A 21,024-nucleotide genomic window follows, 5' to 3' on the forward strand; every position below is an offset into this window, starting at 1 on the left:
GTCCACCAAGCCGCCGACCGTCACGAACCTTCCGGGGCCGGCTTCCTCGGGCGCGCGGGCCGGTCGGACAGGCCGTCCGGCGTGATGAACTGGCACCGGCAGCGGCTGATCCGCCAGCCGTCCGGGGTCCGGACGAGCTCGTCGCTGTAGACGGCATGCCGCGCGACCCCGTCGGCGCGGTCGACGAAGAGCAGGTTGCGGGTCGTACGGGCCTCGTCCGGACCGACCATGTCGATGACCGGCGGGCCGCCGAGGTGCAGTCCACCGGGAGCCGCGCGCATCATCGCCCGCAGCGCGTCACGCCCATCGAAGGAACGCCCGTAGACCAGATAGCTGGCGTCCGGGGTGAACAGACCGACCCAGCCCTCCACGTCGTCCAGGTCGAGCGTCAGGCAGTAGCGGGCCAGCAGGCCGCCGATGGCCACCTGGTCCGCGGGCGAGGGAAGCATCAGAACTCCTCCGGGCGAAGTGCGGCGCCGGGGTCGGGGGCGGGTCGGTCTCTTGGGCTTCTCCAGCGGGTCAACCGTCGGCCAGCCGGGCGGCCAGGTCGCTGTCCTTTCCGGGTGTGTCCATCACCAGCCGGGATCGGACGAGCTTGCCCGAGGCGGTCCGGGGCAGCGGCGCATCCCAGCGGACGACCTGCTCGGGCAGCTTGCGCGTCGCGACCCCCTGGGCGACGAGATGGGCCACGACGGCGTCGAGAGTGACCGCGATGCCGTCGGCCGGCCAGACCGCGACCGCGAGCCGCTCGCCGGTCGACGGGTCGGGCATGCCGAAGCAGGCGGCCTCGACGGCTCCGGGCAGGTCGGCCAGCGCCGCATCGATCTCGGTCAGCGAGATCTTGAGGCCGTTGCGGTTGACGACCTCCCTGAGCCGGCCGACGACCGTCAGCCGGCCGTCGTGCAGCTCGAGCTGGTCACCGGTACGGAACCAGCCGTCCTCGAACGCGGCCTCGTCGTCCGCCGCGTCCAGGTAGCCGAGGAACAGGTTGGGACCGCGCAGCAGGCCCTCGCGCGGGTGGTGGCTGGAGCCGACGCGCACCTCGCTGCCCGGCAGCAGGGCCCCGTCGTCGGACAGCCGCCGCTCGCGGTCGTCCCCTGGCAGGCTTCCGGAGAAGGTCGGCGCCTCGGAGGAGCCGTAGACGCGGGCAATCTCGATCCCGAAGGTGTCCGTCGCCAGCTCGAGCAGAGGGCGCGGCAGCATCGCGCCGCCCAGCGCCAGCGTCCGCAGGCCGATCCCGGCGCCGTCCGGGCCGGCGGCCACGGCGGCCCGCAGCAGGCGCTCGGCGATGACCGGCGCGCCGCCCAGCAGGGTCGCGCCAACGGCGTTCATCTGGCGCAGCGTCCGCTCCGGTGAGAACCGGTCTTCCAGCGCCAGCGTGGCGTGCCGGTCCGCCGCGAGGTGGACCTGCGACAGGCCGGTGATGCTGGTCAGCGGGCTGACGAGGAAGACCACCGTGCGCTCGTCCGCGGACGTGGTCCGTGCCATGTTGTCGGCGCCGGCGGTGAGCGTGTTGAGCGAGTGGACGACGCCCTTGGGCCGGCTGGTGGTGCCCGACGTGAACAGCACCACCGCGGCCCGGTCGCGGTCGGGCTCCGCCCAGGTCGGCGCCCATGGCGACAGCGGCCGCGAGCCGACCGAGCCTGCCGAGCCTGCCGAGCCAGAAGGTTCGGCCGAACCGGAAGGCTCGGCTGGAGGCCCGCTCACGTCGTCGAACAGCTCCAGCGACACCACCTCGACCGCCTCGGTCAGCGGCTCGGCGAGCCGCTCGGCCTCGGCCGCCGGCACGATCACCCGAGGTCGCGCGCAGAGCGCGTCGAGGGCGGCACGCAGGTCGGCGACCCCGCACCGGCGGTCCAGCAGGACCGTCGTCGCGCCGGCGCGCAGCAGCGCATGGTAGGCGATCACTCCATGACGGGTGTTGCCGCTGACGAGCACGACGCCGTCGCCCGCCCGGACGCCCCGCGCGGCCAGGGCGGTCACGCCCGCCGCCACGGCCGTCGCCAGCTGGGCATAGGAGAGCCCGCGCTCGTCGTCCACGACCGCCACGACGTCGGGACGGCGGTCCGCGCCCACCTCGACGCCGTCGGCGAGCAGGCGGTTGTCCCACAGCCCGGCCGCCCGGTAGCGCGCGGCGCGGTCGGCCGGGGCACGCCCAAGCCCGGCCAGGGCGCTCACCGGCTCGGCCGGCCGGCCGCCCGGCTCAGCATCGCCGCGAGGTTGCGCTGGAACGCCGGCTCGTCGAACGACGCCGTCTCCCGGTCGAGCGCCGCCGACAGCGAGGACGTCATCGCGTGGTGCAGCGCGCCGTTGAGGATCGCCTTGGTCTCGATCACCGCCTGCGGGGGCAGCGCGGCCAGCCGGGTCGCCAGCTCCACGGCGGTGGTGACCGACGTCCCCGTCGGGACCACCCGGTTGGCCAGCCCGAGGCGCAGCGCGTCGGCCGCCGGCAGCCGGTCACCGAGCAGGATGAACTCCTTGGCGCGCAGCAGGCTGGTCAGCAACGGCCAGGTCAGGGCCCCACCGTCGGCGGCGACCAGGCCGAGCGCCACGTGCGGGTCGGCGAAGTACGCGTGCTCCTCGATGACCACCAGGTCGCTCATGGCGGCGAGGCTGCAGCCGAGACCGACCGCCGGACCGTTGACCGCGGCGACGATCGGCACCCGCACGGACGTCATCCCGCGGACGATGTCCGCCGCCTCCGCCATGATGTGGGCGCGCAGCTCGACGTCCTTGACCATCCTGTCCAGGAGGCCGAGGTCGCCGCCCGCCGAGAACGCCGCGCCCGCCCCGGTCAGGACGATCGCGCGGACCTTCGGGTCCGCGTCCAGCTCCGGCCACACCTGGGCCAGCGCCGGGTGCAGCGTCTCGTCGGCGGCGTTGAGCGCGTCGGGCCGGTTCAGCGTCACGACCCGCACGGCCCCGCGCGCCTCGACGATCAGGGGACCCTGCGTGCTCGGACCGTCGACCATGTCACTCCCTAGGTGTTCCCGCTGGTAGGTGGCCCGCTGGCGTCGGGCGCTCCGGCGTCGTCATTCCCGCCGCCGAGGTGCGGCTCGCCGCACGTCCCGATCATCATCGGGCCGGCCTGACGCCGGCTCCGTCCTCCCCAGAATATCGAACTCGACACCAATGTCGAGATTTGCGACCATCCGCTCGTCCTGTCCGACGTGACGGGGAATCCTGTCAGACGCCAGCGCCACGACCAGCACCGTCTCGTGACGCTGGCGTCTGACAGGACGCGCGAGAGGAGTGGTCGGGCGTCAGACCAGGCGGCCGAGGTCCTGGAGGAAGGGCTGCGTGTAGACGACCTGGCCGGTCGTCGTCGCGGGGTCGGCGGTGCAGAGGATGAGCGCGGTCTCGGTGATCAGGTCGATCTCCTCGGTGTCCTCCTTCGCCAGGTCGAGCGTGCCGGCGCCCGGCGTGGACACCGGCTGGAACGGCGCGGCCGCGTTCACCGCGATCCGGTCGGTGTACAGCTCGGCGGCGAAGGCGGCGGTCAGCCGGTCGAGCGCGGCCTTGACGGTGCCGTAGACGCCGAATCCGGCGGTCCGGTCGAACTCCGAGAACGGCGGCCCGACCGGCCGCTGCCCGGCGATCGAGGTGAGGTTCAGGATCCAGCCGCCGCCACGGGCCCGCATGCCCGGGACGGCGAGCTGGATCAGGTGCATCGGGGCGAGCACATGCATCTCGAACATCAGCCGGGCACGCCGTTCGGGAAATCCGTCCAGGGTGCGTAAGAAGGTCACGGCGGCGTTGTTCACCAGGATGTCGGGCGGGCCGGCCGCCTCGACGGCCGCGGCGAAGAAACGCTCGCGGTCGGCGTTCTGGGAAAGGTCACACTGGATCTCGACGGCCGATCCGCCCGCGGCCCTGATCTCCTGCGCCGTCTCCCGTAACGAACCCACGTACTTGTCGTCCGGCTCCATGGTCCGCGCCGTGATGACCACGGTGGCGCCCTCGGCGGCGAACCGCTGCGCGATCGCCTTTCCCAGTCCTCGACTCGCCCCGGTGACCAGCGCTACCTTGCCCTCGCACAGCCCTGACATGTTGTCTCCCGAATATCAACCCGACGACGGGGAGTGATGACGATAGAAATCGACCTGGGCACGCTCGAGTCGCGGCTCGCGGTCATCGGACTCACCGGCCTGCGTCGCCTGTCCGGCGGCGCGTCCAGCCTGTCGTACGTCGGAACGGCCACCGTCGACGGCATTTCTCGTCCCGTCGTCGTAAAAGCAGCGCCACCGGGCCTGGAACCGGTGCGCAACCGTGATGTGCTGCGCCAGGCGTCGATGCTGCGCCGGCTGGCGGCGACCGAGGTGCCGGTGCCCACGGTCCTGTGGGAGGACCCCGGCGACCCGCCCGAGGTGCCGCCGGTCTTCGTGATGTCGTTCGTGCCGGGCGCCTCCTTCGAGCCGCTGTTCGACCGCGACGGCGACGGCGGCGGCGACCCCGACGACGGCGGCGACCCGGCCGTCGTCGCCGACCGGATGCTCGATGCCGCTCGTACCCTCGCCGCGCTGCACCGGCTGAGCCCCGCCGCGCTGGGGCTGGCCGACGAGCCCCAGGTCGGCCTCGCGGACGAGGTGCGTCGCTGGACACGCGCACTGGGAACCGTCGACCCGACACTCGTGCCCGGCTGGGAGCGGGTCGCGGAGGCGCTGCTCGCCACCGAGCCGGCCGCGATCGCGCCGGCCGTCGTCCACGGCGACTTCCGCCTCGGCAACCTGCTGGCCTCGGGCCCCACCGTCACCGCCGTCATCGACTGGGAGATCTGGTCGGTCGGCGACCCCCGGGTGGACCTCGGGTGGTTCCTCATCAACGCCGACCCGGCCACCTACGGCCGGCGGACCCGCTACGCCGAAGCGCTCCCCGCGCCGGCCGACCTCGCGGCGACCTACGCCGAGCGCCTGGGCCGCGACGTCCCGGCGCTGGACTGGTTCCAGGCGTTCGCCTGCTTCAAGTCGGCCGCCACCTGGTCGCTGATCGTGAAGCACTCCCGGCGCCGGCCGGCGCCGGACCCGATGGCCGAGGAGCTGGCCGGCGCGCTGCCCGGGCTGCTCACGCGGGCCGCCGATCTGCTGGGCTGACGGTCGTAACCGGGGCCTGTCCCGGGCACGGGCGCGCATCAGGTCCGTGGGATTCCGGCGAGGCGGTCGGCGAACTTCGCCTCGGCCTCGGCGCGCAGGCGCACCAGGTGGCCCGACGGGAACAGGCCCTCCGCGGGCGAGTACCCCTTCAGCAGCTCGCGGGCGAGGGTGACCTTGTGGACCTCGGTCGGCCCGTCGGCGAGCCCGAGCACGAACGACTCGACGAGGTAGTGCACGAAGGGCATCTCGTGGGTCGTGCCGAGCGAGCCGTGCAGCTGCAGCGCCCGCGAGCTGACGTCGTGCAGCACCTTCTGCATCATCGCCTTGACCGCGGAGATGTCCGCGCGGACGGCCTTGTAGTCCTGGAACTTGTCGATCTTCCACGCGGTCTGCAGGGTCAGCAGGCGGAACGCCTCGATCTCCATCCACGAGTCGGCGACCATCTGCCGCACGAGCTGCTTGTCTCCCAGCACCTCGCCCTGGGTGAAGCGGGAGACCGCCCGCTCGCAGATCATGTCGAAGATCCGCCGGACCAGCCCGACCGTGCGCATCGCGTGGTGGATGCGGCCGCCGCCGAGCCGGGTCTGGGCGACCATGAACGCACCGCCGCGCGGGCCGAGCATGTGGTCGGCCGGGACGCGGACGTTCTCGTACCGGACGTAGCCCTCGCTGCCCTGGCCGACCGGCTCGTAGCCCATCCCCACGTTGCGCAGGATGTTCACGCCGGGTGTCCCGGCCGGGACGACGAACATCGACTGCCGCTGGTACGGCGGCGCGTCCGGGTCGGTCACCGTCATCACGATCAGGAACGACGCGAGGGCGGCGAACGAGGTGAACCACTTCTCGCCGTTGATGACCCACTCGTCGCCGTCGAGCGTCGCGGTGGTCGTGAAGATCTTCGGGTCGGCGCCGCCCTGCGGCTCGGTCATCGAGAACGACGACACGATGCGGTTGTCGAGCAACGGCTCGAGGTAGCGCTTCTTGAGCTCCGGCGTGCCGAAGCGGGCGAGGATCTCGCTGTTACCGGAGTCGGGGGCCTGCGAGCCGAAGACGATCGGCGCGCAGACCGACCGGCCGAGGATCTCGTTGAGCAGGGCGAGCTTCACCTGCCCGAAGCCCGGCCCGCCGAGCTCGGCGCCGAGATGGGTCGCCCATAACCCCTTCTCCTTGACGATCGCCTGCAGCGGCGGAATGAGCGCCTGCCGGACCGGGTCATGGAGGTCATGTGACTCCCGGACCACCAGGTCCAGCGGCTCGCACTCCTCGCGCACGAACGCGTCGGCCCAGGTCAGAAGCTCGGCGTAGTCCGGATCGGTCGCGAAGTCCCATGCCACGTCCGCCCCAACCCCTTCGCTTGCACCAACATCGACATCGATATTGGCTGTCTACCATGAGTGAAGCCGACATGTGCGCGGGCAGGACCTGCATCGTCACCGGCGCGGGACGCGGATTAGGCCGGGAGTACGCGCTCTTACTGGCCCAGCACGGCGCGAACGTCGTCGTCAACGACGTCGGTGGCAGCCGGGACGGGACCGGCGGCAGCAGCGGCCCGGCGACCGAGGTCGTCGACGAGATCACCGCCAAGGGCGGCTCCGCCGTCGCCAACACCGACGACATCAGCAGCTGGGACGGCGCAGCGCGGCTCGTCGGGCAGGCGGTCGACACGTTCGGCGGCCTCGACGTCCTGGTCAACAACGCCGGCATCCTGCGCGACCGGATGCTGTTCTCGATGTCCGAGGACGAGTGGGACGCGGTGATCCGCGTCCACCTCAAGGGCACGTTCGCCCCGAGCCGGCACGCCGCCGCCTACTGGCGGGAGCGCGCGAAGGCCGGCGAGACCAACGACGCCCGCATCATCAACACGACCTCCGTCTCCGGTCTGTACGCCAACGTGGGTCAGACCAACTACGGCTCGGCCAAGGCCGGGATCGCCGCCTTCACCCAGATCGCCGCCCAGGAACTGGGCCGGTACGGCGTGACCGTCAACGCCATCGCCCCGGGCGCCCTCACCCGGCTCACCGCCAATCTGGAGATCACCGACGAGATCCGCTCGACCTTCTCCCCCGCCGCGGTCGCCCCCGTCATCGCCTGGCTGGCCTCCGCCGACTCCCGCGACGTGACCGGCCAGGTGATCGAGGCGTCCGGCATCGTGCTGGCGGTCGCCGAGGGCTGGCACCGCGGCCCCAGCACCAACCCCGTCGAGTCTCCAGGTGAGGCCGGCGAGGCGGTGCGACGGCTGCTCGCCGACGCCCGCCCCCGCACGCTGTTCCACGAGGTCAGCTGACATGGACGCCTGGATCGTCGACGCGGTCCGGACCCCGCGCGGCAAGGGGCGGCCCGACGGCGCGCTGCACGACATACACCCGCAGGAGTTGCTGGCGCAGTGCCTGCGCGCGCTGGCCGGCCGGGTCGGCTTCGACCCGGCCGAGGTCGAGGACGTCGTCGCCGGCAACGGCATCTTCGCCGGCGACCACGGCGACTGCATCGGACGGCTCTCGACGCTGCTCGCGGGCTGGCCGGAGACGGTGCCCGGCATGACGCTGAACCGCTTCTGCGGCTCCGGGCAGCAGGCCGTCACCATCGCCGCGACCGGGGTCGCGAGCGGGGCGCAGGACCTCGTCGTCGCCGGCGGGGTGGAGTCGATGTCGCGCTGGGGCCTCGCCGCCGGCTCGGCCACCATCGACGGCCAGAACCCGGCGCTGCGCGCGCTGTTCCCCACCGTGCCGCAGGGCATCTCGGCCGACCTCATCGCCACCCTCGCCGGCCTGGGCCGCGCGGACGTCGACGCCTTCGCCGTCACCAGCCAGGACCGCGCCGCGCGCGCGGTCGCCGAGGGCCGGTTCGACCGCGGGATCATCCCGGTCACCGACCCAGACGGCAAGGTGCTGCTGGACCGCGACGAGCACCCCCGCCCCGGGACGACGCTCGAGGGGCTCGCCCGGCTGCGGCCGGCGTTCGCGGCGGCCGGCGCGACCCGGCCGGACGGCGAGGCGCGCACCTACGACGAGCTCGCCCTGACGCGCTACCCGCGAGCCGGCCACGTCGAGCACGTCCACCACGCCGGCAACTCCTCCGGGGTCGTCGATGGCGCCGCCGCCGTGGTCGTGGCGTCCGACGCGTGGGTGCGGGCCAACGGGGTCACCCCGCGCGCCCGGGTCCGCGCCACCGCGGCGGTCGGGTCCGAGCCGGTCATCATGCTCACAGCGCCCGCGCCCGCCGCGCGGCGTTGCCTGGCCAAGGCCGGGATGGCGGCCGGCGACATCGACCTCTGGGAGATCAACGAGGCGTTCGCCGCGGTCGCGCTCACGACGATCGACGACCTCGGCCTCGACCCGGACCGGGTGAACGTGAACGGCGGCGCCATCGCGCTCGGCCACCCGATCGGCGCGACCGGCGCGATGCTGCTCGGCACCGTTCTCGACGAGCTGGAGCGCCAGGACCTGACGGCGGGCCTGGTCACCATGTGCACCGGTGGCGGCATGGGCACCGCCACCATCATCGAGCGGATCTGACGTGGCCCGACGCCGTCAGCGCCCGCTCCACGCCGCGCGCGCCGCGGCCGCCTCGTCGGTGGCATGGGTGATCACCTGGTTGCGGTTCTCCAGCTCGATCGCGGCCGCGAGGCTGGGCGCGTCGGTGTTCTGCGCGAGGGCGCGTTTCGTCATCCGCGTGGCGAGCGGCGCGTGCGACGCGATCAGCCCGGCGGTCCGCATGGCCTGCTCCCACAGATCGCCGTCGAGGTGGACAGCGCTCACCAGTCCACTGCGCAGGGCCTCGTCGGCCGCGACCGTCCGCCCGGTGAGCATCCAGTCGGCGGCGATGCTGGTGCCGACGACGCGCGGCAGGTGGTAGCTCATCCCCATCTCCGCCCCGGACAGCCCGAGCCGGATCGCGGCGTTGCCGAATGTCGCGGACGCGGCGCAGATCCGCACGTCGGCGGCGAGGCAGAGGGCGAGCCCACCCCCGAACGCCGGCCCGTTGACCGCGGCGACGACCGGCTGCGGCAGGTCCCGCACGACCTGCGGGAGCGCCGCCATCATCTCCTGGAACCGCATGCGCTCGATCGCGGGCGCCGCCGCGTCCGGGACGTCGCCGCCGAAGTCGCGGACGTCGATGCCCGAGCAGAATCCCCGGCCGGCCCCGGTCAGCACGACCACCCGGACGTCGCCGTCGTCGGCGATCGCCGCGCAGGTCGCGCGCAGCGCGGCCACCAGCGACGCGTCGAGGGCGTTGAGCCGGTGGGGACGATTGAGCCGCAGCACGGCCACGCCCTCGGACCGGTCGACCAGCAGCGTCGGCGCCCCGTCCCGCGAGGTCGACTCCCCAGACCTGGACACCCGCGACGCCACCATCCTCGATCACCGCTGGCGGAACCACTCGCCGGCGAAGACACACCGTCCGCGGTGGAGCACTGTAGCGCCGTCCGCGGCGGCCCGGAAGTCACCGCGTCCCGGCCGGGCCGGGCCAGCGAGCGCCGGGCCAGGTCCGGTCGGGACGGGTGGGGGGCATGGCTGCCCCCGCGTCCGACGGTCGTGGCCGGCTAGGCCGACAGCAGTTCGAGGGCCTCCAGGTCGCGGATCGCCGCGCAGGCGTTGGCGGCCATGGACAGGAACATCCGGTCGGCGCCCGTGGTGCGCTCGGCGCTCGCGTAGATGGCGCCGATCATCGTGATCAGCGGCCCCTGCAGCAGCCCGCGCCGGTAGTCCTCGAAACAGAGGTCGACGGGGTAGTCCGGGACGCCGTACTCGACGAGCCGCTGGTGGTAGGCGGCGACGAGCGCCCGTTCGTGGACGCGCCGCTCGGCGGGCGGCAGGGCGGTGGACAGGAAGTAGGCGAGGTCTCGGCCGGGGAAGGCGACCTCGACGGTCTGCCAGTCGACCGCCCGCACCTGCGCGTCGCCGGAGAACAAAAGGTTGTCGAGCCGGTAGTCGCCGTGTAACAGCGAGAAGCGACCCGTCGTGTGTCTCCCCCAGCCGGCGACGAGCTCGGCCGCGCGCAGCAGGGTGTCGACGTCCCGCGGGTCGAGGTCGGCCCGGTACCGGTCGGTGAACTCGGCGGCGGCGCTGGTGGCGACCTTGCCGAGGAAGCTCATGCCGGCCTCGTCGAGCCGGGACAGCCAGTCGGCGCCCTCGGCGAGGGTGTCGTCGTTCCAGAACGGCGCGTGCAGCCCGGCGAGGTTGCGGACGGCCAGCACCGCCTGCGCGGCCGTGCAGCCGTCGACCTGGCTGCCGGCCCGCGCCGGGTGGGCGTCCTCCAGCACCAGGGTGAAACGGTGCTCGTCGTCGCTGAGCCCGGCGCTCCAGCATCGCGGCACCTCGACCCGCGCGCGTCCCGCGAAGGTCCGGTAGAAGCCGACCTCGTTGCGGTAGGCCACCTTCAGCCGCCGGCGGACCTCCGGGGCACCGCAAGCCATCTTCACGACCACGCTCGCCGGCCCGCGCCCGGCCTGGCCCGGCGCGAGGTCGAGGTGGAAGCGGTAGCTGACCGCGGTCTGCCCGGTGCCGACCGGCTCGAAGCGCAGACCGGTGACCTCGACGTCGGCGCCGCCCGAGCGCAGCACGTCCGTCAGCCACGCCGGGGTGATCTCAGCCGGATCGTCGACGACCCGGTTCGGTCCGTCCGCGCCTCGCGGCTCCCCCGCCTCGGCCCGCGCGGCCTGGTCGGGCACCAGGCCCGTTGCGTCCTTCGTCATGCGTCCGCCCCTCACCCCTCACCCCGTACCGCGGCTCCATCACGTCACCACAGGCTGGCGATTGGCTCCACAATTGCCGGATCGGTCGCTTCGGCGCGGTCGCGGCCGGCGGCGGCACGCGCGGACCATAGCCCGATCACAACTTCGAGGTCAATGTCGAGATTGCGAACGCGATCCATCCCCAGGCCGACCGTCGTCCGGCCGAGCGCGGCCCCGCGAACGGAGATTCCAGACAACACTGGCGTTTCGACCGCCCACGGTGCACGTTTCATGCCAAGGAGTGCTGCCGGCCGGCGGCGGAACAGTGCGGAGGAGCGGCATGGAGCTGTCGGGTGTCGGGGTGTGGAGCCAGGAACTGCACTACGGCGATCCGGGCGAGGCCAGCGAGGCGGCCGCCGAGCTGGAGGAGCTGGGCTTCACCGCACTCTGGATCCCGGACATGGGCGGGGCGCTGTTCGCGGCCGTCGACCGCCTGCTGGCCGCCACCCAACGGACAGTCGTGGCGACCGGCGTCCTGAGCCTGTGGAACCACGCCCCGGCCGACGCCGCGAAGGCGCACGCCTCGCTGTCCGCCGTGCACGGCGACCGCTTCCTCCTGGGCATCGGGGTGAGCCACGCGATCGCGGTGGACATGGCGGAGCCCGGGCGCTACCAGCGGCCGTTGACGGCGATGAGCGAGTTCCTAGACGGCCTCGACGCCGAGGACCCGCCGGTGCCCGTCGACCAGCGGGTCCTGGCCGCGCTGGGCCCGAAGATGGTCGCTCTCGCGGGAAGCCGGGCCCGCGGCGCGCACCCCTACCTCGTCACTCCCGAACACACCAGCCGCGTCCGGGAGGCCCTGGGCTCCCAGGCGCTCGTGCTGCCCGAGCAGACCGTCATCCTGTGCGCCGACGCCGACGAGGCGCACGCGATCGGCGGCGCGTGGCTGCGGGGCTACCTGAGCCTGCCGAACTACGCCAACAGCCTGCTGCGGCTCGGTTTCTCCGCCGACGAGGTGACCTCGGTCAGCGACCGCGTCTTCGACGCCATGATCGCCTGGGGGGACGAGGAGGCGATCATGCGCAGGGTCGACGAGCACCGCGCCGCCGGCGCCGACCACGTCACCCTTCAGGTCCTCACCGCCGACCAGAAGGCCTTCCCCCGGGCGCAGTGGCGCCGAATCGCCACGGCTCTGCGGTAGGCCTGCCGGGCGGGCGGCGGGGCGGGCCGTGAGGACTCCACCGGGAGATCCGCGCGCCGGAGCACGCGGACGTTCCGGTATACTGACGTTTTATGTCGGGGATTCCCGCTCGTCCGGACGTGCGTAAGGATGTGCGTAAGGATGTGCGTGGCATCCATACGCGGCAGCTCCTTCTCCGAACCGCGGAACGGCTTTTCGCGGTGCAGGGAATCGCCCGCACCTCCACCCGGCAGATCACCGCCGAAGCCGGCATCAGCCGGGACGCCATCCACTATCATTTCGGTTCCAAGGCGGCTCTGGTGCTCGCGATCGTCGACGCGCGCACCGAGGAGCTCCGTGTCGAAATCGAGCGCCTGTTCACCGTGAACGTCCCGGACCGGGACGTCACCATTCGCGACATCGCCCATGCCATGGTGGTCGCGGCGACCGAGATGGCCGAACACGAGACCGGTCGGTACTACCACCCCTTCCTGGCCGCCCTGATGAACGATCCCGAGTTCCGGCATCTCGTGAACTCACGGTCCACGCCGCAGAGCGAGGCCGTCGTGGCACTGCTCACCCCGCTCACACCAGGTCTCGGCGAAGCGGAACGCGTCTATCGGGTGGCCTGCGCGTTCGTGCTGATCCTGTCCGGCACGGGAAACAGCGGCGTCGTCGAATGGGTGAATTCCCAGGTCGCGACGACGCACGGCCGGCTGCTGATGATGCTGGTCGACGTCGTCACGAGCGTGTTGGCCGGCAACGTCCCCGCCGCGGACCCTCCGGGGGCGCCAGAGCGGCAGGCCGCGTCCCATGGTCAGAGGCCCGAGGCGGCGTCGGCGCGGTGACGGCGAGCTCGGCGGTGTAGGGTCGCCCGTTCCCGGTGGCCGGGCTCCGTCCGGCGCGACGAGCGGCCGGGCCGGACGCCGCCGAAACGGTGACCGGCCCAGCCCTCGGCCGGCTACCGGCTCAGTTCCCGATCGAGGAAACCCCGAACGGCCTGTAGTCGGTCGGCTGGCCCTTGTCGTTCAGGGTCGCGATCAGCCCACCTCGGACGCACCCCCCGGGCTGGTCGGGAACCGCCTTGCCGTTGCAGCGAAAACGCAGGCCTCCGGCGCCCGGCAGCTCCTTCTCCGGCATCCCCTTGATGGCGGCGGCCACCGACGCGGGCGTGACGTCACCGGTGAGCCCCTCCAGCGCGGACCCCAGGGCGGCGACCACGGTGAACATGCTCATCGTGCCGGACCGGTTGACGTCGATGTCATGGCCGTAGGTCTTGACCACGGCACCCAGGAGGCGGGTCGATGGGCTGTCCGTGCCGATGGGCGCGGACGCGGAGACGGAGATGCCCTTGAGCGAGGACCCGGGCACCGCCTTGCGCGTCGCGTCGGTGATGCACAGTCCCACGGCCACGACCGAGCCGGTGAACCCGACCGCGCGCAGGCCGTTCAGCGCACTGATACAGAAGGCGTCACCGCCGATGATCGACACGACGCTCGGCTCACCGGAGGCGATGTTCCGCAGCTGCGGTGTCATGTCGGCCGTGCCCGGCGGGACGGAGACGACGTCGAGGTCGATACCCAGCTTCTGGAACCTCGCCGGCGCGAACGACTTGTAGAAGTCCGCCACGACGGGCACGTCGATCACCACGGCGGTGACCTTCTTGAGACCCTTGTCCTTCGCCACCTGGGCCGGCAGGTTGATCTGACCGAAGTACGGGTCGGTCAGGTTGAACGACGTCTCGCCGTCGTTCAGGACCACAGAGGCGGACGTGTTCGCGAACATCAACGGGATCTTCGCCGCGTGCAGCGGCGCCCAGATGCTCTCCCCGACCGACGACGAGCCGACGACGACGGCCACGACGTTCTGCTCGACCATCTGGTTGGCGCAGTCGGTGCCCTTGCCCGGATCCGCCAGGGCTTCGCATTTCACCAGCTCGATCGGCCGGCCGGCGATTCCGGAACGGTGCTCGTTGAGCCACTTGATGGTGGCGTCGGCGACGCGCGGCTCGTAGGACAGGTCCGAGACGGGGCCCTTGCCGTCCGAGATCATGCCGATCCGGACCGGAGCGCCCTTCGCCGGGGCGGACGGCCCGAGCACGTCGGCGGAGCTCGCGGCGCCGGCCGTCGCCGTGCCGCCGTCGCCGCTATCGCCGTTGTCACCGTTGTCACCGCCGCCGCAGGCGGCCAGCAGGAACAGGCTCGCGGCCACGCCGGTCGCGGCGGCTAACTTCATTCCACTCGGGCGCCACCCGACTCGTCGGCGTCCCGTGCGCGCAGGCCAGATCCCGATGTTTTTCATGAACGGTCCCATCTCTTCGTCGTGCACAGACCCGTGAATTCGTCGGGGATGAGCTCAGCCCTCGGACCAACCGGTCTTCAGGACGCTTTCGGTGTGTTCCCCGAGCAGGGGAGCCGGCCGGGAGATCCGCCAGGGGGTGCGACTGAAGCGGTAGGGCGTCCCGGGATGGGTCTCAGTCCGGCCGGTGTAGGGATCGGTCACTTCGGTGGCGAATCCGCGGGCGACAAGGTGTGGGTCGGCGATCGCCTCTTCCGGAGACGCCACGAATCCCGCGACGAGCCCGCGCTGTTGGCAGCCCAGGAAGAAGTCATATCCCGGCAGCCGCTCGGCGAGCAGCATCATCGCGTCGCGCGACGCGTTCCAGATCTCCATCGCCAGTGGGTCCGTCGCGAGCTCGACGACGGCGACGCCGCCGCGCTCCACCGCGAGCTCCAGCAGGACCACGTCCGGGAACTCGTCGCGCAGCCCGACGAGGTCGATCCACTCGGCGATCGAGGCGTAGTCCTCCGCCGCCCGCGGCGGGAAGCCGAGGACGACATGGTGTCCGTCGGCCGCCTGAACCTGCGTCGGGGCGGTCGGCTCGACCATCGCGTGCCGACCGGTCAGTCGCCGGACGATGCCGCCATCGGCGAGGTACTGGACGGTGGCCAGTTCGCTGGAGACGTTGAGGGCCGCGTCGACGCTGACGTCGACGTGTTGCCCGTGCCCGGACATGTCGCGGTGCAGCAGTGCGGTGAGCGCGGCCGCGACCGCGAAGGATCCCGCGACGTGTGCGCTCTGCCCCCCGGCGCCGCGCACCGGCGGCAGTGTGTGGTCGTCATAGCCGCAGCTGTGTACCGGGCCTCCGCCGGCCAGCAACGTGAGATCGGTGGTCGGGGTCTCGGGTGGCGACCCGCGCCGCCCGAACGGCGTGACCGAGACCCAGACGAGCGATGGGTACGCGTCCGCGAGCGTCGCCGGGTCGAGGCCGAACGCGGCGAGGTCCCGCGCCGGCAGCCCTTCCAGGAGCACGTCGCAGTCGGTGAGCAGCCGCTGGAAGGGCTCGCGGTCCGCGTCGTCGCGCGGGTCGAGAAGGACGCCTCTTTTCGAGGTGTTGTAGTGCCGCCAGTGCAGGCTCGTCCCGGGCGCCGGCTGGTCGCCGGCGAACGGACCCCATGAGCGGGTCACCGAGCCGCCGGGCGGTTCGACCACGATGACGTTCGCGCCCAGGTCGGCGAGCAGCTTGCCTGGGTAGGCGGAGAACTCCCCGGCGATCTCCAGGACGCGCAGCCCGTGCAGCGGGCCAGTCGTCGGGCCTGTCGTCGGGCCGCTCATATCGTGCCCTCGGCCGTCAGCTCCTCCAGCTCGGTCTCGCCGACCTCGAGCAGATCGCCCAGGACGAAGCGGTTGTGCTGGCCGAGCCGGGGAGCGCCGCGACGCAGCGACCAGTCGGTCTCCGACAGGTGCACCGGTAGCCCTTCGACCCGTGCCGGCCCGATGTCGGGATGCACGACCGTCGGCCAAAGGTCCCAGCCGGGCGTCGCCGCAACCCCGTCGATCCGTTCGGCCGGCGTACGGACGGGGCTGGCCGGGACCCCGGCGGCGACGAGACGGGCCGCGAGCTCATGGTTGTCGAACCCGGCGGTCCACGCGGCCAGCAGGGCATCCAGCGCATCCTGGTCGGCGAGCCGGGCGGCGAGTGTCGCCAGCTCCGTGCTCGTGGCCCACGGCTGGTCGATCTCGTCCGCGAGCCGCCGCCAGTCGTGGTCGTCGCGGCAGGCCACCGCTACCCAACGGTCCTCGCCCCGCGCCGGGTAGATCCCGTGCGGTGCCATCGCCGGCGCGCGGCCGCGGTTGGAGTCGACCGAGCCCGGCTGCCGCGGGGAGCGCCCGTTGAGGTGGTGGTCGAGGATCTCGGGGCCGGTGAGGCTCAGGCCGACCTCGACACCGGCCAGGTCGACCCACTGCCCCTCGCCGGTCCGGTCGCGGTGCCACAGCGCCGCGAGAATCGCGATCGCCATGGCGTAGGCGCCCATGTGGTCCATGTAGGAGAAGCCCCAGCCGGCCGGCGGCTGTCCCGCCAGACCCGCGGTGAAGGTAAGGCCGCTTACCGCCTGGACGATCGGCCCCCAGGTACGGAAGTCGCGGTAGGGACCAGCGGCGCCGAACCCGCTGTGCGAGACGTAGACGATGTCGGGCTTGATCTCCTGAAGCCGTTCATACGGGAAGCCGAGCCGGGCGAACACCCCACCGGCGAAGTTCTCGGTGACGACGTCCGAGATCGCGATCAGCCGGGCGAGCAGGTCACGCCCGCGCTCAGTGCGCAGGTTGATCGTGACTCCCAGCTTCTCGGCGTTGTGGTTGTTGAAGCTGCCGCCGAACTCGATGCCGCGGCGTCCGTCGTGGAAGGGCGGGGCCCCGCGGACGATGTCCCAGCCGCCGCTCGTCGTCGGATCCTCGACGCGGATCACCTGAGCGCCGAACGCGGCGAGAATCCTGGTTGCCCCGGCGCCGGCAAGCTGCCCGCTGAGATCACACACGCGGATTCGGCGTAAGGCCGTCGACCTGGTCTCAAGATCGGGTGGGCACCCGGCCCACCGATCGGCAGCCTCATCGGAAGCGGCCCGCGACGACGATCCGACCACTTGCTGCCTCCCGCATCAGTCCCCGCGACGGGTGGACCACCCGTGGAGCACGGTTTCTATCAAGCGCTTGGCAGAAAAGTCCAGACCCGGGTGGTCACGCCTCGCCTCGGGGCGCGCCGCGGGCTGATCCACACCCTGCTCGCCACCGCCACGACGAGTGTCGTCACCGTCGCGGCCGTCGGGGCCCCGCTACCCGGCGGCCGGACGGCCGCCGGGCACGCTTCGAGACCGAGGGATGGGAGATGGAGACCGAAGGAGAGCACCGCGATCGTCGAGCCGTGTTACGCGATGACCAGGCCGGATGTCACCGGGCGCCGAGGGCTCGACGCCGGTGACGTCCGAATGTGATCACAGGTGCCGTACTCACCCTGGCGACCCTCACGTCGTCGGCCGCCACGGAAGGGCGGTCGACGCGTTCCAGCACCGCCGCGGCACAGTCAGTTCGACGGACCGGGCGCACGGAATCACGGAATCACGGAATCACAGCGGCGAGGGCCGCGAGCGGACGTGCAGGCGGTCCCAAAATCCGGTGGGTCGCCGCGACGTCACATGCTTAGTTCACGTTCGATCGTCCGGAGGCCGTGGCGGGCCATGGCGAGGTTGGCCCGCGCGCGGTCCAGGGCGAGGTACAGGAACAGCCTGCTGCCGCCGCGGGTAAGCAGGCGGATGACGTGGTACTGCCGGTCCAGGGTGATGAGGATGTCCTCGATCCCCTCCCGGATGCCAAGTGCCTCCAGCGTCCTCGCCTTGGCGCGAACCACATCGGTGTTGCCGGCGGCGGCGATCTCGAGGTTGAGCGCGCGGCCGCCGCCGGCCGAGCCCAGCATCATTCCGCTCTCGTAGTCGACCAGCGCGGCTCCGATCGCACCGTCGAGCGCCATAGCTTCCTTCAACGCGGTATCGATGTCCATACAGCCCTCCCCGATTCAACGGCCAGTTTGTCATTGTGCGTGGGTTGTTTTTTTCGTGAACCGGTCTGCCATCGTTTGCGCGCTCGTTGGCTGGACTGGTAGCACTTGGTCGCAACGCACCATATCCTTCCCCCTGTTCGCTGTCACTGGGATGAGGGGGTGGAACGCGATGGGCGCGGACACCGCGGCGGATGGTTATGTTCTTCTAGACGTATTGTCACGGCTCGGCGAGGAACGTTTCTCGGGGACGCTGCGGACCGAGGGCGCGCGGGGCGGGGGAACGGTAGTCCTGAGTTCCGGCCTGCTGGTCGCCGCCGACACCCCGGTCACCCCGGGGGTCGAATCCCTGCTGCTGCGGTCGGGGCGGGTATCTCACGAGGACTGGGCCGAGGCCCTGGTCGAGGCCGCGCCGGCGGGCAGGCTGCGCACCGAGCTGGTCAGGCGCGGCCTGCTCGGCGACACGTCCGTGCAGGTCGTGACCCAGACGGCCGCGATGGACGCCCTGTTCGCGCTGGCGCTCGCGGACGTCTTCGCGTGCGTGCCCGATCCGGACGTCGCGGACCCGCTCATACCGCTGGTGCCAGGGATGGACGTCGGCCGCGTGGTCCGGGAGACCCGGCGCCGGCTCGCGGTCGCGGCCGGGTGGCGCGAGCAGGGCCTGCACGCGCGGGCCCATCCGCGAACCCTCCCGGCGATCCCACCGATCGACGAGGGCCGGGTGGAGATCCTGGCGCGGGTGAACGGCCGGCGGACGGTCAGCGACCTTGCCTTCCTGCTCGGGCGCGGCCTTTTCGCCGTGATGTTCGACATGGCCCTTCTCTACCGAGACGGACAGATCGCCTTCGACCAGTCCGAGCCGGCCGCGGCGAGCGTCCTGTCCTGGCCCGGCCATCCTGACGACGGTTCACCGCTGGTCGTCTCGAGGCTCCCCGGCGGCGACGTCGAGGACCTGGCCGCACCCGTGGGCTCCGCCGATTCGGCTCCCCGCCGGCGGCTGATTTCCCGACGGGGAGCGCGTGGCGATCGATGACTATCCGGACACGTGAATGAGAGCCGCGTGGACGACTAGTGGACGACTAACAGTCGGACGACTAAGAGAATGACTAAATTTTCCGTCCGTTGATTCTTCTCGTCATCAGTGTCGTCATCAGTCCTGGGTCTCGGCTGACGGACTCAGGCGTGCCTGACCGACGTGGGTGGCGAGCTGTCCGACGCGGGCCAGTCGAACCTGACCCGGTTGCCGCCGGCGCCTTGGAGACCGGCGCGCCCCCACTCGTCGCGGACACGCCCCGAGGCGCTTCCGGCGGCCACGCGGCACCGGACGGGCGGTATCGGGCGAACGACCATCGCCGTGCGGCCGCCGGGCTCCGGCGTTTACCGCCCAAGATCGCGGGTACCGGAGCGGTCGTAGCAGGCGGAACGTAACGGGCAGACAGCCCGATCTTACGGAGGTTGCGGCATGTCGGCATTGGGGTGGATCATTCTGGCGATCTGCGTGATCGCGCTGGTCGTGGTCCTGGTCATATTCGTCCGGGGCGCGGGCCAACACGGCGGTTCGACCCGCGCGCTGCGCCGCAGATTCGGCCCGGAATACGACCGGGCGGTCGAACAGAGCGGTGACCAGCAGGAGGCCAAGCGCAGGCTCGCGGAGATCGCCCGCCGCCGCGACGAACTCGACATCCGCCCCCTCGACGCCGACGAGCGCGCCAGCTATGTGGCCCGCTGGGACGGGCTGCAGGCCCAGTTCGTGGACGAGCCGGCCGAGGCCACCCAGCAGGCGGACCTGCTCATCGCGGACGTGATGCGTACCCGTGGCTACCCGGAGGCGGACTTCGACGGGCGCGCTGAGCTGATCTCGGCCGATCGGCCCGAGGTCGTCAGCTCCTACCGGCAGGCCCACGCCGGAGCGTCCAGCCAGGTCGACGGCCAGGGCACCGAGAAGCTGCGGTCGGCCTTCATCCACTACCGGGAGCTGTTCGAGTGGCTCGTGGAGGACGGCTCGCGGGGAGCGAAGACCCCGGGTAGGGACCCGTCCCCGGCCTTGTCCGGGCCGGACCGCTCCCGCGCCTGACCACCAGCCACCGAGATCCCGCCCGACCTGGGCCCCGAGCCCCCGCGCGTCCCGTCTTGAGCGGCGAGGTTCGCCACCCCGCAGTCCCGCCAACCCCGCAGCCCCGCCAACCGCAAGGAACCGGCCGGCAACACCCCGGCCGGCGTGGTCCCCGAGGAGGACGCGAGATGAACCTGTTCGACCGACGACCATCCACTGATGAAGTGGCGTCCACGAACGACTCCGAACCCACGGATGCCACCGCGGCGCACCAGGTCGTGGCTCCGGCCGGGACCAGCGCACCGACCCCGCACGCCTCGGACCTCGACACCCGCGATGACACCGACACCCGAGACGTCACCGACGGAGACGTCACGGACCGGGGCGTCACCGACCGGGACGTCACGGACCGGGGCGTCACCGACCGGGACGTCACCGATCCCGATTTCACCGACGACGACCTCGTCGACGAGCCCGTGGTCGCCGAACCCACCGCGGCACACGAGACCGTGACCCCGACTGTGACGCCTACAGGGACAGACGTGCCGACCCCGCCGGCTTCGGTCTCCGATACTCGCGACGGCACCGCCGGCCCGTTCGCCGATGAGCCCGTCGCCGCCGATCCCCAGGGTCCCCGGGCGTTCGACGACGCGAGCGCGTTCGACGCCGAGGCCGCCGCCGCGGGCACCGGTCCCATCGACGCCGAGGCAGCCGCCGCGGCAGCCGCCGCCGACACCGATGCCGCCCCCGCCACCGACGCCACCGCTGGTGCGGATGCCGGCAGTGAGCGGCAGGCCGGAGACTGGCGGCAGGTGCTGCTGGAGTTCGTCGACAATCCGCGGGAGGCCGTCGAGAAGGCCGACCGACTCGTCGACGACGCCGTGCGGTCGCTGACCGAGCGGATCAACCGCGAGCACTCGGGACTGCGGGACGCGTGGCACACGCACGGCGAGCCGTCCACCGAGGACCTGCGCCGGGCGCTGCGCGGCTACCGGGACTTCTTCGACAAGGTCCTCAGCAGCCGCTGAGCACCCAACCGCCCCGCGGCGCCTCCCCCATGGAGCCGCCATCCCACGCCCCGGTCGGGCGCAGACCAGTGGTCCGAGCCCGACCAGGGCGTCGCCGGCTCGGGCGACGCGAGGCGAGATTGTGGCCCTACTGACGGCCACGGCATGATCGATTGTGGGTCGGCGCCCA

The 21,024-nt window shown here is 72.0% G+C and carries 20 protein-coding genes; 8 read left to right on the plus strand and 12 right to left on the minus strand.

The genetic code is table 11. The annotated features are described in order from the left end of the window. Window positions 1-20: 20 nt before the first annotated feature. The 4 genes from FRCN3DRAFT_RS0232605 to FRCN3DRAFT_RS0232620 form a co-directional block, all read right to left on the minus strand. Window positions 21-449, minus strand: a complete 429-nt coding sequence (locus tag FRCN3DRAFT_RS0232605; protein WP_007508004.1) for a nuclear transport factor 2 family protein — start codon at window positions 447-449, stop codon at window positions 21-23. 70 nt (window positions 450-519) lie between these two features. Next, complete coding sequence (locus tag FRCN3DRAFT_RS0232610) at window positions 520-2,178, minus strand: class I adenylate-forming enzyme family protein (RefSeq protein ID WP_007508002.1); 1,659 nt, start codon at window positions 2,176-2,178, stop codon at window positions 520-522. Further along, a complete protein-coding gene (locus FRCN3DRAFT_RS0232615; RefSeq protein ID WP_007508000.1) occupies window positions 2,175-2,972 on the minus strand; it encodes an enoyl-CoA hydratase/isomerase family protein in 798 nt (265 codons plus the stop codon). The genes FRCN3DRAFT_RS0232610 and FRCN3DRAFT_RS0232615 overlap by 4 nt, the downstream gene beginning before the upstream one ends. Window positions 2,973-3,263: 291 nt before the next feature. Further along, window positions 3,264-4,049 (minus strand): SDR family NAD(P)-dependent oxidoreductase, encoded by a 786-nt coding sequence (locus FRCN3DRAFT_RS0232620; RefSeq protein WP_007507997.1) that lies wholly within the window; start codon window positions 4,047-4,049, stop codon window positions 3,264-3,266. A gap of 36 nt (window positions 4,050-4,085) precedes the next feature. Here FRCN3DRAFT_RS0232620 and FRCN3DRAFT_RS0232625 point away from each other — a divergent pair, with 36 nt between their 5' ends. After that, complete coding sequence (locus FRCN3DRAFT_RS0232625; protein WP_007507995.1) at window positions 4,086-5,090, plus strand: phosphotransferase family protein; 1,005 nt, start codon at window positions 4,086-4,088, stop codon at window positions 5,088-5,090. A 38-nt stretch (window positions 5,091-5,128) separates the two neighbouring features. On the opposite strand, the gene FRCN3DRAFT_RS0232630 is transcribed toward FRCN3DRAFT_RS0232625, so the two are convergent. Further along, a complete protein-coding gene (locus FRCN3DRAFT_RS0232630; RefSeq protein WP_007507993.1) occupies window positions 5,129-6,424 on the minus strand; it encodes an acyl-CoA dehydrogenase family protein in 1,296 nt (431 codons plus the stop codon). A 56-nt stretch (window positions 6,425-6,480) separates the two neighbouring features. Here FRCN3DRAFT_RS0232630 and FRCN3DRAFT_RS0232635 point away from each other — a divergent pair, with 56 nt between their 5' ends. Both FRCN3DRAFT_RS0232635 and FRCN3DRAFT_RS0232640 read left to right on the plus strand, forming a co-directional pair. Beyond that, window positions 6,481-7,374, plus strand: a complete 894-nt coding sequence (locus FRCN3DRAFT_RS0232635; protein WP_035925471.1) for an SDR family oxidoreductase — start codon at window positions 6,481-6,483, stop codon at window positions 7,372-7,374. A gap of 1 nt (window position 7,375) precedes the next feature. Continuing rightward, entirely contained in the window at window positions 7,376-8,602 is a 1,227-nt protein-coding gene (locus tag FRCN3DRAFT_RS0232640) for an acetyl-CoA C-acetyltransferase (protein ID WP_007507989.1), read from the plus strand. Between the two features lie 15 nt (window positions 8,603-8,617). On the opposite strand, the gene FRCN3DRAFT_RS0232645 is transcribed toward FRCN3DRAFT_RS0232640, so the two are convergent. The 3 genes from FRCN3DRAFT_RS0232645 to FRCN3DRAFT_RS0232655 form a co-directional block, all read right to left on the minus strand. Beyond that, window positions 8,618-9,427 (minus strand): enoyl-CoA hydratase/isomerase family protein, encoded by an 810-nt coding sequence (locus FRCN3DRAFT_RS0232645; protein WP_007507986.1) that lies wholly within the window; start codon window positions 9,425-9,427, stop codon window positions 8,618-8,620. A 203-nt stretch (window positions 9,428-9,630) separates the two neighbouring features. Then, complete coding sequence (locus FRCN3DRAFT_RS0232650) at window positions 9,631-10,782, minus strand: phosphotransferase (protein ID WP_007507984.1); 1,152 nt, start codon at window positions 10,780-10,782, stop codon at window positions 9,631-9,633. A 44-nt stretch (window positions 10,783-10,826) separates the two neighbouring features. After that, the gene (locus FRCN3DRAFT_RS0232655) at window positions 10,827-11,054 is read right to left on the minus strand and encodes a hypothetical protein (RefSeq protein ID WP_131803572.1); all 228 of its coding nucleotides are present in this window, start codon (window positions 11,052-11,054) and stop codon (window positions 10,827-10,829) included. Window positions 11,055-11,101: 47 nt separating this feature from the next. Between FRCN3DRAFT_RS0232655 and FRCN3DRAFT_RS0232660 the strand changes: the two genes are divergently transcribed. Together FRCN3DRAFT_RS0232660 and FRCN3DRAFT_RS50060 are read left to right on the plus strand one after the other, a co-directional pair. Continuing rightward, window positions 11,102-11,962 (plus strand): TIGR03620 family F420-dependent LLM class oxidoreductase, encoded by an 861-nt coding sequence (locus FRCN3DRAFT_RS0232660; RefSeq protein ID WP_007507982.1) that lies wholly within the window; start codon window positions 11,102-11,104, stop codon window positions 11,960-11,962. Window positions 11,963-12,105: 143 nt separating this feature from the next. Next, window positions 12,106-12,789, plus strand: a complete 684-nt coding sequence (locus FRCN3DRAFT_RS50060; protein WP_051466435.1) for a TetR/AcrR family transcriptional regulator — start codon at window positions 12,106-12,108, stop codon at window positions 12,787-12,789. A gap of 121 nt (window positions 12,790-12,910) precedes the next feature. Here FRCN3DRAFT_RS50060 and FRCN3DRAFT_RS0232670 read toward each other — a convergent pair whose 3' ends face one another. The 4 genes from FRCN3DRAFT_RS0232670 to FRCN3DRAFT_RS0232690 all read right to left on the minus strand — a co-directional run bounded on the left by FRCN3DRAFT_RS0232670 (window position 12,911) and on the right by FRCN3DRAFT_RS0232690 (window position 17,777). Next, window positions 12,911-14,176, minus strand: a complete 1,266-nt coding sequence (locus FRCN3DRAFT_RS0232670) for an ABC transporter substrate-binding protein (protein ID WP_007507976.1) — start codon at window positions 14,174-14,176, stop codon at window positions 12,911-12,913. Window positions 14,177-14,296: 120 nt separating this feature from the next. Continuing rightward, window positions 14,297-15,556: a CaiB/BaiF CoA transferase family protein gene (locus FRCN3DRAFT_RS0232675; protein WP_007507974.1), complete on the minus strand. Its 1,260-nt coding sequence runs from the start codon at window positions 15,554-15,556 to the stop codon at window positions 14,297-14,299. After that, window positions 15,553-16,761 carry a CaiB/BaiF CoA transferase family protein gene (locus FRCN3DRAFT_RS0232680; protein ID WP_232794223.1) on the minus strand — a complete coding sequence of 403 codons (1,209 nt, stop codon included), beginning with the start codon at window positions 16,759-16,761 and terminating at the stop codon, window positions 15,553-15,555. The genes FRCN3DRAFT_RS0232675 and FRCN3DRAFT_RS0232680 overlap by 4 nt, the downstream gene beginning before the upstream one ends. 650 nt (window positions 16,762-17,411) lie before the next feature. After that, window positions 17,412-17,777: a hypothetical protein gene (locus FRCN3DRAFT_RS0232690; RefSeq protein ID WP_007507968.1), complete on the minus strand. Its 366-nt coding sequence runs from the start codon at window positions 17,775-17,777 to the stop codon at window positions 17,412-17,414. A gap of 169 nt (window positions 17,778-17,946) precedes the next feature. Between FRCN3DRAFT_RS0232690 and FRCN3DRAFT_RS0232695 the strand changes: the two genes are divergently transcribed. The 3 genes from FRCN3DRAFT_RS0232695 (at window position 17,947) to FRCN3DRAFT_RS55525 (ending at window position 20,855) form a co-directional block, all read left to right on the plus strand. Next, window positions 17,947-18,807 (plus strand): hypothetical protein, encoded by an 861-nt coding sequence (locus tag FRCN3DRAFT_RS0232695; protein WP_007507966.1) that lies wholly within the window; start codon window positions 17,947-17,949, stop codon window positions 18,805-18,807. A 429-nt stretch (window positions 18,808-19,236) separates the two neighbouring features. Continuing rightward, window positions 19,237-19,848 (plus strand): hypothetical protein, encoded by a 612-nt coding sequence (locus tag FRCN3DRAFT_RS0232700; RefSeq protein WP_007507964.1) that lies wholly within the window; start codon window positions 19,237-19,239, stop codon window positions 19,846-19,848. Between the two features lie 167 nt (window positions 19,849-20,015). Further along, on the plus strand, window positions 20,016-20,855 hold the full coding sequence (locus FRCN3DRAFT_RS55525) for a hypothetical protein (RefSeq protein ID WP_007507963.1): 840 nt from the start codon (window positions 20,016-20,018) through the stop codon (window positions 20,853-20,855). Window positions 20,856-21,024 lie beyond the last annotated feature (169 nt).

Origin of the sequence: Pseudofrankia saprophytica, assembly GCF_000235425.2 — a bacterium.
GTDB lineage: Bacteria > Actinomycetota > Actinomycetes > Frankiales > Frankiaceae > Pseudofrankia > Pseudofrankia saprophytica.

Bases quoted from the DNA above. Each gene is read 5' to 3' on its own strand.
- FRCN3DRAFT_RS0232605 (WP_007508004.1), bottom strand. From the start codon at position 449: ATGCTTCCCTCGCCCGCGGACCAGGTGGCCATCGGCGGCCTGCTGGCC.
- FRCN3DRAFT_RS0232615 (WP_007508000.1), bottom strand. From the start codon at position 2,972: ATGGTCGACGGTCCGAGCACGCAGGGTCCCCTGATCGTCGAGGCGCGC.
- FRCN3DRAFT_RS0232620 (WP_007507997.1), bottom strand. From the start codon at position 4,049: ATGTCAGGGCTGTGCGAGGGCAAGGTAGCGCTGGTCACCGGGGCGAGT.
- FRCN3DRAFT_RS0232625 (WP_007507995.1), top strand. From the start codon at position 4,086: ATGACGATAGAAATCGACCTGGGCACGCTCGAGTCGCGGCTCGCGGTC.
- FRCN3DRAFT_RS0232635 (WP_035925471.1), top strand. From the start codon at position 6,481: ATGAGTGAAGCCGACATGTGCGCGGGCAGGACCTGCATCGTCACCGGC.
- FRCN3DRAFT_RS0232640 (WP_007507989.1), top strand. From the start codon at position 7,376: ATGGACGCCTGGATCGTCGACGCGGTCCGGACCCCGCGCGGCAAGGGG.
- FRCN3DRAFT_RS0232650 (WP_007507984.1), bottom strand. From the start codon at position 10,782: ATGACGAAGGACGCAACGGGCCTGGTGCCCGACCAGGCCGCGCGGGCC.
- FRCN3DRAFT_RS0232655 (WP_131803572.1), bottom strand. From the start codon at position 11,054: ATGAAACGTGCACCGTGGGCGGTCGAAACGCCAGTGTTGTCTGGAATC.
- FRCN3DRAFT_RS0232660 (WP_007507982.1), top strand. From the start codon at position 11,102: ATGGAGCTGTCGGGTGTCGGGGTGTGGAGCCAGGAACTGCACTACGGC.
- FRCN3DRAFT_RS0232670 (WP_007507976.1), bottom strand. From the start codon at position 14,176: ATGAAGTTAGCCGCCGCGACCGGCGTGGCCGCGAGCCTGTTCCTGCTG.
- FRCN3DRAFT_RS0232675 (WP_007507974.1), bottom strand. From the start codon at position 15,556: ATGAGCGGCCCGACGACAGGCCCGACGACTGGCCCGCTGCACGGGCTG.
- FRCN3DRAFT_RS0232690 (WP_007507968.1), bottom strand. From the start codon at position 17,777: ATGGACATCGATACCGCGTTGAAGGAAGCTATGGCGCTCGACGGTGCG.
- FRCN3DRAFT_RS0232695 (WP_007507966.1), top strand. From the start codon at position 17,947: ATGGGCGCGGACACCGCGGCGGATGGTTATGTTCTTCTAGACGTATTG.
- FRCN3DRAFT_RS0232700 (WP_007507964.1), top strand. From the start codon at position 19,237: ATGTCGGCATTGGGGTGGATCATTCTGGCGATCTGCGTGATCGCGCTG.
- FRCN3DRAFT_RS55525 (WP_007507963.1), top strand. From the start codon at position 20,016: ATGAACCTGTTCGACCGACGACCATCCACTGATGAAGTGGCGTCCACG.